Annotated in this window: 7 protein-coding genes; 4 read left to right on the top strand and 3 right to left on the bottom strand. The window is 63.4% G+C overall.

Annotation, left to right across the window (positions count from 1 at the left end; all coding sequences use genetic code 11):
- Nucleotides 1-20 precede the first annotated feature (20 nt).
- Nucleotides 21-1556 (bottom strand): M16 family metallopeptidase, encoded by a 1536-nt coding sequence (locus ACQ3C8_RS01685; RefSeq protein WP_428852230.1) that lies wholly within the window; start codon nucleotides 1554-1556, stop codon nucleotides 21-23.
- Between the two features lie 85 nt (nucleotides 1557-1641).
- Between ACQ3C8_RS01685 and ftsY the strand changes: the two genes are divergently transcribed.
- Both ftsY and ACQ3C8_RS01675 read left to right on the top strand, forming a co-directional pair.
- Nucleotides 1642-2808: a signal recognition particle-docking protein FtsY gene (gene ftsY, locus ACQ3C8_RS01680; RefSeq protein ID WP_428852229.1), complete on the top strand. Its 1167-nt coding sequence runs from the start codon at nucleotides 1642-1644 to the stop codon at nucleotides 2806-2808.
- Nucleotides 2809-3197: 389 nt separating this feature from the next.
- Complete coding sequence (locus ACQ3C8_RS01675) at nucleotides 3198-7673, top strand: hypothetical protein (RefSeq protein WP_428852228.1); 4476 nt, start codon at nucleotides 3198-3200, stop codon at nucleotides 7671-7673.
- A gap of 84 nt (nucleotides 7674-7757) precedes the next feature.
- Here ACQ3C8_RS01675 and maiA read toward each other — a convergent pair whose 3' ends face one another.
- The gene (gene maiA, locus ACQ3C8_RS01670) at nucleotides 7758-8402 is read right to left on the bottom strand and encodes a maleylacetoacetate isomerase (protein WP_009521078.1); all 645 of its coding nucleotides are present in this window, start codon (nucleotides 8400-8402) and stop codon (nucleotides 7758-7760) included.
- A 9-nt stretch (nucleotides 8403-8411) separates the two neighbouring features.
- Nucleotides 8412-9113 carry a fumarylacetoacetate hydrolase family protein gene (locus tag ACQ3C8_RS01665; RefSeq protein ID WP_428852227.1) on the bottom strand — a complete coding sequence of 234 codons (702 nt, stop codon included), beginning with the start codon at nucleotides 9111-9113 and terminating at the stop codon, nucleotides 8412-8414.
- A gap of 162 nt (nucleotides 9114-9275) precedes the next feature.
- Here ACQ3C8_RS01665 and ACQ3C8_RS01660 point away from each other — a divergent pair, with 162 nt between their 5' ends.
- Both ACQ3C8_RS01660 and ACQ3C8_RS01655 read left to right on the top strand, forming a co-directional pair.
- Nucleotides 9276-9890, top strand: coding sequence for an ANTAR domain-containing response regulator (locus ACQ3C8_RS01660; protein WP_037029150.1), 615 nt, complete (start codon nucleotides 9276-9278; stop codon nucleotides 9888-9890).
- 348 nt (nucleotides 9891-10238) lie between these two features.
- Entirely contained in the window at nucleotides 10239-11534 is a 1296-nt protein-coding gene (locus ACQ3C8_RS01655) for a CmpA/NrtA family ABC transporter substrate-binding protein (protein ID WP_428852226.1), read from the top strand.
- The last annotated feature ends 69 nt before the right edge of the window (nucleotides 11535-11603 follow it).

The raw sequence follows: 11603 nt of genomic DNA, 5'->3' as shown, positions 1-11603 counted from the left end.
TCATTCAGGCATTCCGTTGATCAATGGGGCCGGCCTTGCGAGGCCGGCGCTGTGGTTGGCGCTGTGGTCGGCATATCGCCAGGAACAGGTCGCGCCTTGCCGTCGAGCGGCTGCGGCACGAGCGTGGCCACCGTCAGCGCATCGTCCCCGAAATAGCGGGCCGCAACGGCCTGCACCTGCTCTGACGTCACGCTCTGAATGCGCTCCAGCATGCGATCGAGCTGGCGCCAGGAAATACCCGACATCTCCGCAATACCGATTTCCATGCCTTGCCCGAATACCGAGTCGCGCTTGTAGACCTGGCTTGCCACCAGCTGCGCCTTGATGCGCCGCAGCTCCTGCGCGGACACGCCTTCCCGCGCAATCCGTGCCACCTCGGCGCGCATGGCCTGCTCCAAGGCTTCGGTCGTATGTCCCTTGGCCGGCGTGGCCGACAGCGTGAACATGGCGGGACCGCGACCAAGGCCGTCGTAGCCGGCGCTCACGCTATCCGCCATGCGCTGCTCGCGGACCAGCAGGCGATCGAGCCGGGCATTCTCATAGCCGCTCAGCACGGCTGCCAGCACGTCCAGCGCATAGGGATCGGCATCCTTCTCGACATCCCGCAACGCGGGCGTCTTGAACGCCAGCACCACGGACGGGTTCTCCGCCGGCACCTTCACGGCAATGCGCTTGATGCCCTTTTGCGGCGGCTCCTCGCGGAGTGTGCGCGCAGGCAGCGGCCGTGTGGCGACACGGCCATAGGTCCGCTCCGCCATGGCACGCACCGCCTGCGGATCGACGTCGCCCGCCACGACCACCACCGCGTTGGCGGGCGTGTACCAGCGTCGATACCAATCCAGGGCATCGTCGAGCGTCATGTGCTGCAGATCATCCATCCAGCCGACGATCGGATGACGGTATGGCGATGCGACATACATGTTCGCCATCAATTGCTCGAACAGCGTGCCGCTGGGCGAGTCGTCGGTCCGCAGGCGCCGCTCCTCCATGACGACCTTCATCTCGCGGCTGAAATCATCCGGCGCCATCTTGAGATTCGCCATGCGGTCGGCTTCCATCGCCATCAGCTTCGGCAGGTGCGATTTCTCGGCCTGCTGGTAATACATCGTGTAATCACGGCTGGTCATCGCATTGTCACGCCCGCCCAGTTCGGCCACGATGCGTGAGAAGGTACCGGCCGGATAGGCTGGCGTACCACGAAACATCATATGCTCGAGCATGTGCGCGACCCCGGTGGTGCCGCTCACCTCATCCACGCTCCCGGCGCGGTACCACACCTGGTGGACCACGGTGGGCGCGCGATGATCCTCTCTCACGATCAGGCGCAAGCCATTGCGCAGGCGGAATTCGTGCGTCGTCGCGGCGGCGCGGGCCTCTGTCCGCAGTGCACCGGTACGCGGCGCATCGGGCGGTGCAGGCGTCTGGGCCCCAACCAGGGCCGGCGCGGACAGGGCGAGCACCAGCACCGCTGCCCGTATGCGGTGCACAGAGGTGGACAGGCGGGTTGGTTGACGGGATGCGGAGCACCCGGAAAGGACACGAAAGGTCGGCAACATAAGGGGGTCTGCTAGAATTTTGCGCATATGCGCGTACGCACCATACGATAGCGCCACGATATCCGATAGTTGACCGATTACCCACATGTTTAGTTTCTGGAAAAAGCGCAAGGCCCAACCGGCGGAAGCGCCCGAGGCAGCACCACAGGATACCGCGCGCGAAGCTGCGCCAGCCACACCGCCGGATGCCAGCGTCGGCGCGTTGCCGCCAGAAGCCGCAACCCCGGGCCCGGCCGGTTCCGGCATCCCGGCGTCCACTGCCAACGTTTCTGACGCTTCCACCATTGCCACTCTTGCCGCCAGCACGGAAGCAGAGGTCGAAGTGGTTCCGCCACCGCCTGTGCCGGAAGCCGCCAAGCAAAGCTGGATGACCCGGCTGCGCTCCGGCCTGGCCAAGACCAGCCGGAACATCGGCACGCTCTTCGTCGGCGTCAAGGTCGACGAAGCGTTGTTCGAGGAACTCGAAACCGCCCTGCTGATGAGCGATGCCGGGGTCGAAGCGACCGAATTCCTGTTGGGCGAACTGCGCAAGCGCGTCAAGCAGCAGCGCATCGACACCGCGGACGGCGTGAAGGCCGCACTGCGCGACGTGCTCACCGAACTGCTGAAACCGCTTGAGAAGACCATGGTGCTGGGCCGTGCGCAGCCGCTGGTGGTAATGATCGCCGGTGTCAATGGCGCCGGCAAGACCACCAGCATCGGTAAGCTGTGCAAGCATTTCCAGCACTACGGACAGAGCGTGCTGCTGGCCGCCGGCGATACCTTCCGCGCCGCCGCTCGCGAACAGCTGATGATCTGGGGAGAACGCAACGGTGTAACGGTCATCGCGCAGGACGGCGGCGACCCGGCAGCCGTGTCGTTCGACGCCGTCAATGCGGCCAAGGCGCGTGGCGTCGACATCATGATGGCCGATACCGCCGGCCGGCTGCCCACGCAGTTGCACCTCATGGAAGAGCTGAAGAAAATCAAGCGCGTCATCAGCAAGGCTATGCCCGATGCGCCACATGAAGCGCTGCTGGTGATCGACGCCAACACCGGCCAGAATGCGCTCGCGCAGGTCCGTGCCTTCGATGATGCACTTGGTCTTACCGGGCTGATTGTCACCAAGCTCGACGGCACGGCCAAGGGCGGCATCCTCGCGGCCATCGCGCGTCAGCGTCCGGTGCCGGTGTACTTTATCGGCGTCGGCGAAAAGGTCGATGACCTGCAGCCGTTCCGCGCGGACGAATTCGCCGACGCGTTGCTGGGCTGATCCGCACAAGCCCACCGTTGCGTGGGCACCCCGCATGAGCCGCTCCGACAGCCCAGGGCTCCGGATCAAGAGCGTCCTCGAACGACCTCTAGCGCTTTCTTTTCTCTATTTAACAATCGTATTGCCTGATTTTTTCTACTCTGGTTTCTGACGACAGGGACCATGCATCATCCGGCTGCATGCGCAGCATGTTCCTGCATGCCCTCACTCAGGCCCGCGCATCATCATGACGGACCGCGATGAGCCCGTCGCCGTGTTCCTGTGCCTCCCCAGCAGAAAAACGAGCCGGCCAGCGCCACCGCTCGTTTCACCGGACATGACTCCCGCCGCGGCGTGGCAGGGTCAACCTCACTGTTGCTGAGCCGCCCCGTGCGGCAAGGGAGACCTCGATGACTTCTTCGTCAGCACCGCTCCAACGACTCCTTGCGCGGCTCGATATCACGATCGATTTCCTGGTCGGGGACTGGAAAAGAGCCGGCATCACCCCAGACACCGGCGTCACGACCGCGCGGCAAAAAACGTCGCTGCAGCAATCCCATCACTTGCCAACCGGCCAAGCGTGCACGGCAACGGCGACCGCGAAACTCAGCAGGGCAATCCACACCATCAGCCAGCATGGCCGCGAACACGAACGCACGGGCATCGGTCAACCACACAATGTCGTCAGGGACCTCGTTGTCAACCATGCCGGCAAGATTGTGCGCGATATCAGGCGGCATGCATTCTGTGCGACCGGCACGCGAACCGGAACCGTACCGGTCGACGATACGACAGCGTTCTACGGTTATCTGCACACGCTGTTTCCGGGATGGAAGCCTGGCGTGCCGGGCTTTGCCGTGGGTGATAGGGATATGGTGGAAACCTTCGGAAACGCCTTGCTCGTCCTTTTCAGCGAACCGCGCTCGTCAGCGCCCACCGCCCTGGCAATCGCGATGGCACAGCGGCTGGCGGATGTCACGAACGGCGACATCCGCCATGCGCGCGCCGTGCTCGCATACTTGGACACCGCGGGCGCAGAGATGTTGAATCGGTTGTTCGTGCCAGCACAGCCTGGCGCGCCTGCCCCGCTTCCCGCAGACCTGCGCCGGATACTGGCGCACGACAACGTGATCCGCACCGGCGACGCTCCGCTGCGCCACGTCCGGCTGGAGGCCGAGGATCTACAGGCACGCGCCCTGCGCGTCGCCCTCAGTCTCAGCCGGCATCCCCATGACTTCCGCGCGTTGCGCAAGCTGCTTCACCGAGGACTGGACGTCACGCCGGCTGCGGCACGGTTGCTGACAAAACCCGCGCCGCACTGGCTCGACCCCTCTGATACGGGCTGTGCCGACCAGTTGCTGCTACATGCGCTGCAGGCAGCCGACCTCATGCAGACGCCAGCCCTGCCGGAAGAGGATCGTGCCTATGCCGAGGACTGCCTCGGCATGCTGTGTCAGTTGTGGCAGTACGCACGGACCGACCCTGCCCAGATCGCGCGCTACCGGCAGGGACTGACGGCCCGCCAGAGGGGCAATCTCTATGCATGGCATCAAGGATTTCGCAGCGTGGCCGATATCGCGGCGGCGGGCCGTCGGATCCGCAAGGTGTCGATCTGGATGCAGCGTAACGAGGCCATCAAGAAACGCAAGGTGTTGAAGTTCGCGCCGGCACCCTTGCGCGCGCTGTTCTGGGGCAAGGCACCGTTCCGGGCCATGCGCATGGGTGATGGCGGCGCGAGCATGAAGCACCCCGACGAAATGCAGGAAAAGTACGACAATATGCTGTCGACCCTCTCCCGCCACCTGTACCAGCAACTGTCGCGAGAAACCACGCTCGCGTATCAACATCAGGACCCTGGAGAGGTCATCGAAAAACTCCTGTGGCGGCAAGCACATGAAACGTTTGCAAACATGAGTTTTGCAGACGCGGCGCCGGCCACCCGCATCGGAATGCGCGATGTTTCACAGCTAACCGAGAGCGAAACGGAGCAATTGTGCATTGCCTTTCAGCATAAATGCGACGCGGCGGGAATCGGCGATGAAGCGCGGCGCGACTATCTCCGGCGCGCGGGCCATACCCTGGACAATGGCGAGACCACGATCGCTGCGCTGTGCACCCATTTCCTGCCCAGGCTTGACCGTCGCACGCTGGAGCGGGCGTTCCGGCAATGGCATCTCATGCATGAGGTTCCTGTGCCGCAAGTCCTCACGGGCGAGCCGCCTCCAGTAACGCCCCCAGAGATCGCGGCCCAAGGCAACGTGGACATGTCCCAGGCACAGCGCCTTTTTCAGGACGACGAGACCGAAGTACTGCCGCCTTGGCCTGACGAGCCGATCGATACCGCATACCTTCAGGATCGGCAGCCGGGCCCGATGGGGCTGATCGTGCTGCGGAACGATGAAATCCTGCCACGGCCTGCCCCTGCGCCCGCCCGCAGGGCAGCCTGGCCGGCCCGCCTCCCGACCGCGCATGAAATTTTCAAGGCCATGAAGTGCATTGAAACAGCCGACCTGAAACCGGAGGATTCCAGCATCCGCGGCATCCAGCAGCACCTGGTGCGCATGGTGCAGCAGGAACAGGACAACTCGTGGCGCACCGAGGAAAAGGTGGCGTCCGGCATCAACGGGACGATTTTCGCCGGGCTGGGGACCTTCCACTATGTCGGTGCGCGCGTCACGGCAATCGCCGGGGGCGCTGGGTACTTCGGTATCGAGAGCAAGAACTGGGGCATGGAGCTGACGTTCGGCCGCAAAGTCCATCGTGCGACCGGAGCCGAAGCGCGCTATGTAGCGGGCTCAGATACCGAGCTCGAGGAACATCTGAGGCTCTCTGGTGTCGCATCGTTCGGCTACGATTCGGAGTATACCGACACCGAGGGCATCAAGATCCTGGTGCGGCGCGACTATGGCGAGCATGGTGACATCGAATTCCAGATGACGCACGATCCGCAGAGAGTTGAGGCATTACCGATGCTGGGAGAAGATGGCCAGCCGGTGCAATCGTGGCGATACGAGAGCCAGTGTGTCGTGGAATTCTTTGGCAATGCGGCACAGAACCGTCGTTACCCACACGTCGAGACCGCCGGCAGAACGACATTGAAGGACTATGATGCCCGCAGCGTATTCGACAGCTTCGCCAATGAATTTTTTGACAGCAAGCTGATTTCCATCAGCCAGACGCACGCCACAACGAGCAGCCAGAAGACATCGGCGTCCGTCGGCATGCTCGCTCGTGGCGCATTCGAACGCAACAGCCGGAAATTCCAGGTTGGCGGCAGCGCCATGCTCGCCCAGGGTGCGTATACCGCAACCAAGGGGACCACCTTCGATCGCAACGGCCAGCAGGCGCTGGATATGGTGTACTACAACCACGCGTATGACGTGCGTTCCGCCCTCGGCTTGTCCTCGGTAGTCGTGCCCGGCTTCAATCAGGACAGCATGCCCGGCATGACGGCGAATGCCATCGCCGCCGGTGTCACGTCCACCTATCGTGCCAGGGAAAGCCGCGCACAGATTTCCCTGCTCAAGAAGAATGGCCTGATCGACTCGGTATTCTCCTACTTCGGCCAGAACTTCAAGCGGCCGAAGGATTTCCGCGCGGCAATTGCGTCGGAGCAGGTGGCATGGGAAAACTATTTTGGTGGCCCCGAAGAACTGGAAGAAGCCATCCAGCAGGTACTGGCGCATGCCACAAGCCAGAACATCGTCCTGATGGTGCGCTATCGCCTGCGTGAGCATGTCGGCGCCCAGCTCGATGCCCTGAATGCGCAAATTGCATTCCACCAGTCCATCCGGGACGACCGGCGACGCAGCCGCCAGGAGCGCGATCTTGCCGGATTGCATATCCGCAGCCTGCGCGCGGCGACCGGGCAGCTACTATTGCGGCCGGACTCACGGGAACCCTTCGGCCTCGGAGCCTTCTCACGGGTGGAAAAATCGCGCAGCCGTGGCATCAACTACTATGTTCACGCCACCAGCACCCAGACCATTTCCGCTACACAGGAATTGGTCTACAAAGCCCGCAAGGCCACCGAGCGCGACGAGGCGCGACACCTGAAACAGCAGGCATACCTGGATCAGCGCACCTATGGCCGTTTCATGCACAAGGTGGAGCGCCTGCTGCGACTACATCCAGATGCGCCACTGCACAACCGCAAATTGGAGCGGCTGCGACAAGGTTGGCAAGCGTTGTTGCGCCTGCGGCAGGACATCCTGCAAGAAGAGGTCCGTGCGCGCCAGGCACGAGACCCCGCTGCGCCACGACCTGAGGAAGATCAAACCGCGCCACTCCGGAACATGGCGGCCGGCCTGGAAGGGCTGCTGCGCTACCTGGATATCATTGAAGATATCCGCGCCAGAAAGTTTGCAGGAAAACAGGCATTCATGAGAGAAGTCTACAACCCGTCATACCGCCTGTTGAGCGCCGTGCTGGCCCACCCGCAGATCAGCGGCATGGCAGGCGATGCAGGCGCATACGAACAGCGGGTGCTGCAAGCCGTCTACGACTTGAACAAAATGCTCGCATGGAACGACACCATGGTGGCGAACGCGCAGCGTACCTCGACCCTCACGTCTGCCGAGGCACATTTCGCACGGTTGACTGAATGCTGGGAGCAGCGGTGTGCCACCACCCTTGCGGCCCAACTGCATGCCCCCGTAGATGCTTTCGCAGACGAGCTGGCCGCCAGGGCGAGCCAGCGCAGGGAGATCCGCACAAACCGCGAACAGCTTATGCGCCTGAATGCCACCAGCACCGCGGACGACGCTGCCATACACAAGGCCGATCCCACCCGCGACCAGGAACACGCCGAACTTGAAGCGCGAACCCGCGCGGCACGGCATGCACTCCGGCAACGCACTGCATATATTTACCGCCGCACGCGGTAAAGCCGGGCGTTACGATCGACGCAAGATGCATTCTGTGCTCCCCAGGGTCAAGGGGATCCGGTGCATCTCTGCGCTTACGGCCGCTTACTCCGCATCCGGCTGCACCGCCGGCGTGGCGCGCTGGATTGCCTCAAGCTGCATGCATTGCGCAAAGACCCGGCTGATGGTCGGATACGGCGCCAGGTCGACCGCAAAGCGTTGTGCGTTGAAGACCTGCGGGACCAGGCAAGCATCGGCAAGTGTGGGCGTGTCGCCCACGCAGTAGCGTCCGGTGCGCGAATCGCTCGCGAGACGCCGTTCCAGCGCACCGAAGCCAAGCGTGATCCAGTGCCGGTACCAGGCATCCTTTTCGTCTTCGGACACTTCAAGTGTGCGCTTGAGATACTTCAATACCCGCAGGTTGTTGAGCGGATGGATCTCGCAGGCGATTGCCAGCGCCAGCGCGCGGATATGCGCACGCTGCCCCGCATCGCCCGGCAACAGGGGCGGCTGCGGATAGGCCTCGTCCAGATATTCGATGATGGCCAGCGACTGGTTCAGCACATGGTCGCCATCGATCAGCAACGGCACCAGCCCATCCGGATTGCGCGCCAGATACTCCGGCGTATGCTGCTGCCCGCCCTCCCTGAGCAGGTGGACGGGCACGATGTCGAATGGCAACCCCTTCAGCTCCAGTGCAATGCGCACACGGAACGCGGCCGAACTGCGGAAGTAGCTGTAGAGCTGCATCGGCACTCCTCACACGACGCTGACGCGCAATTCGCCAACGCCTTCGATACGCGCCACCATCGTATCGCCGCGCACGATCGCTGCCACGCCTTCTGGCGTGCCGGTGTAGATCAGGTCACCGGGGTGCAGTTCGAACAGCGTGGAGAGAAACGCAATCGATTCCGGCACGGACCAGATCAGGTCGGACAGGTCGCCGCGCTGTCTTTCGGCACCGTTGACCTCAAGCGTGATCGCACCCTTGGCAGGATGGCCAATCTCGCTCGCCGGCACCAGCGGACCAATGGGGGCGGAGGCGTCGAATGCCTTGCCGGTTTCCCACGGGCGGCCCATCTTCTTGGCGGCACCCTGCAGGTCGCGGCGCGTCATGTCCAGGCCGACGGCATAGCCGAAGACGCAGCTCGCTGCCTGTTCGAGCGACAGGTTGCGGCCGCCCTTGTGCAGTGCCACGACCAATTCGACCTCATGCTGGCAATCACTGGTTTCCGGCGGATACGGAAACTGGCCAGTTTCGCCATTCGGCGTGACGCTGACCGCGTCGGCAGGCTTACAGAAGAAGAACGGCGGTTCGCGGTCCGGGTCGGCGCCCATTTCACGGGCGTGCGCGGCGTAATTGCGCCCCACGCAATAGACACGGCGGACCGGAAACAGGGCACTGCTGCCACGCACGGGAATGCCTACCGGCTCGGGCGGGGCGACGACAAAAGCGGACATGCGGATTCTCCACGATCACGGGACAGGAAGGTCGGCCCCGCAGGCGCGCGAAGGCCGACACGGCGAACAGCATACACCCAAGATCGGGGCGCCCGCAAAGCCAGCATGACAGGCGTGATGGTGCAGAACTTGCATGCTGTTCCGGCATTCCCGGACAAACCCATGAAAGCGCCCCATACATCCCCAGCACCGCGCCATCTGCGCATCCTTCTGGTGCAGGACCAGGGTGATACGCACCCGGTCGAGGTCGAGGTGCTGCGCACGGCGCTGGCGGATGGCGGCACACATAGGGTCGAGGTGACGCAGGCCGATATCGGTCTTGCGGATCGCATCCTGGCATGGCAGCCCGACATGATCATCATTGCCTCGGAATCCGCCGCGCGCGATACGGTCGAGCATGTGTGCGTTGCCACGCACGATGCACCGCGGCCGATCGTACTGTTTACCGATAACGATGACGCCGCGCGCATCCGCTCGGCGCTGGCGGCCGGTATTACCGCTTACATCGTCGATGGCCTGCGCCCCGAGCGCGTGAAAAGCGTGCTCGATGTGGCTTACACACGCTTCGAGCTGGAGCAGGCGCTACGCGCCGAACTGGATGCAACCCGCCTGCAGTTGACCGAACGCAAGCTGGTGGAGCGGGCCAAGGGCCGCCTGATGGCCACGCTCGGCCTGACCGAAGACCAGGCCTATCAGCGCTTGCGCAAGCTGGCGATGGAGCGTGGCATCAAGCTTGGCGAAGCCGCGCGACGCGTGCTCGATGTCATGGGCGGCTGAACGCACCGCACTGGCGCATGAGCGGTCCGATGCAGGGGCGATACGCACGTGAATGGAGCGCCGTGGATGGCATCTCTGCCTCCGCCCGTCATCCTGACACGCCTCCTTCGACCGGCGGCCGGCGCACCAGCAAGCCACGAACGACGCGGCGACGCCGTCAGCCGGTAGCGTGCTGGCGTGCTGTCACGCTGCCGAGCGGGCTGGCATGTCACTTGCGTATCCCGTGTGCTGCCAACGAAGGCGCATTCCACTCTTGTCCGTGACCCGCAATGGCACACGGAATTGGACAACGGCGTCCCCTCCCCCGCTCCGGCGGCGGGAGCGGACGCCTATTTTTTTGGAGCGGCGATGACCGAACGCAAGTCCCCTACCTCTCCGGCCACGGCCGGTCATGCGACGCCACTGCCAGACGTGCGCGCGGGCCGCCGGCGCGCCATCACCACGCTTGCGGGAGCCGGCATCATGACCTTGATCGATCCAGTGGTACGGGCCGGTGCCTGGGCGGCCGGCTCGGACGCGCCCGAGAAAACCGAGCTGCGCATCGGCTTCATTCCGCTGACTGATTGCGCGTCGGTCGTCATGGCATCCACGCTGGGGCTCGACAAGAAATACGGCATCAAGATCACGCCTTCGAAAGAGGCATCGTGGGCCGGTGTGCGCGACAAACTGGTGAATGGCGATCTCGATGCCGCGCACGTGCTGTACGGCCTGATGTATGGGGTGCACCTCGGCATTGGCGGACCGAAGAAAGACATGGCCGTGCTGATGAGCCTCAACAACAACGGCCAAGCCATCACACTGTCCAACAAGCTGCTCGAGAAAGGCGCGCGCGATGGCGCCAGCCTGAAGGGGCTGATGGACAAGGAGAAGCGCGACTATACCTTTGCGCAGACGTTTCCGACCGGCACGCACGCCATGTGGCTGTACTACTGGCTGGCGGCCCACGGCATCCATCCGATGAAGGATGCCAAGGTGATCACCGTGCCGCCGCCGCAGATGGTGGCCAACATGCGCGTTGGCAACATGGATGGCTTCTGCGTCGGCGAGCCATGGAACGCACGCGCCATCGCCGACAAGATCGGCTTCACCGCCACCACCACGCAAGCGATCTGGAGAGATCATCCGGAGAAGGTCCTGGGTACCACGGCGGAGTTCGTGCAGAAGTATCCGAACACTGCACGCGCGATGGTCGCCGCGATCCTCGAAGCATCGAAGTTTATCGACGCCTCGGCTTCGAACCGCCGCAAGACGGCGGAGACCATTGCCGCCAAGTCGTATGTGAACACCGACATGGACATCATCCTCGACCGCATGCTGGGCCGCTACAGCAACGGCATCGGCAAGACCTGGGATGACCCGGACGCCATGCATTTCTATCACGACGGTCAGGCGAACTTCCCATTCCTGTCCGACGGCATGTGGTTTCTCACCCAGCACAAGCGCTGGGGCCTGCTCAAGTCGCATCCGGATTATCTGGAAGTCGCGAAGCAGATCAACCGCATCGACATCTACAAACAGGCCGCCGCTGCTACCGGCACGCCATTGCCAAAGAGCGATCTGCGCAGCGCCAAGCTCATTGATGGTGTGGCGTGGGATGCCAGGAACCCCGCGGCCTATGCCGACGGCTTCAAGATCCGCAGCTGACGTCTTTCTCGACAGGTCCTTTATCTTGCTGAGCACAGGAGCTTCACATGAGTCCCCATGCCACATCCC

The organism is Imbroritus primus (assembly GCF_964332355.1).
Lineage (GTDB): Bacteria > Pseudomonadota > Gammaproteobacteria > Burkholderiales > Burkholderiaceae > Imbroritus > Imbroritus primus.
This window is presented reverse-complemented; position numbering and strand designations above follow the sequence as displayed.

Bases quoted from the DNA above. Each gene is read 5' to 3' on its own strand.
- ACQ3C8_RS01655 (WP_428852226.1), top strand. From the start codon at position 10,239: ATGACCGAACGCAAGTCCCCTACCTCTCCGGCCACGGCCGGTCATGCG.
- ACQ3C8_RS01665 (WP_428852227.1), bottom strand. From the start codon at position 9,113: ATGTCCGCTTTTGTCGTCGCCCCGCCCGAGCCGGTAGGCATTCCCGTG.
- ACQ3C8_RS01685 (WP_428852230.1), bottom strand. From the start codon at position 1,556: ATGTTGCCGACCTTTCGTGTCCTTTCCGGGTGCTCCGCATCCCGTCAA.
- ACQ3C8_RS01660 (WP_037029150.1), top strand. From the start codon at position 9,276: ATGAAAGCGCCCCATACATCCCCAGCACCGCGCCATCTGCGCATCCTT.
- ACQ3C8_RS01675 (WP_428852228.1), top strand. From the start codon at position 3,198: ATGACTTCTTCGTCAGCACCGCTCCAACGACTCCTTGCGCGGCTCGAT.
- ftsY (WP_428852229.1), top strand. From the start codon at position 1,642: ATGTTTAGTTTCTGGAAAAAGCGCAAGGCCCAACCGGCGGAAGCGCCC.
- maiA (WP_009521078.1), bottom strand. From the start codon at position 8,402: ATGCAGCTCTACAGCTACTTCCGCAGTTCGGCCGCGTTCCGTGTGCGC.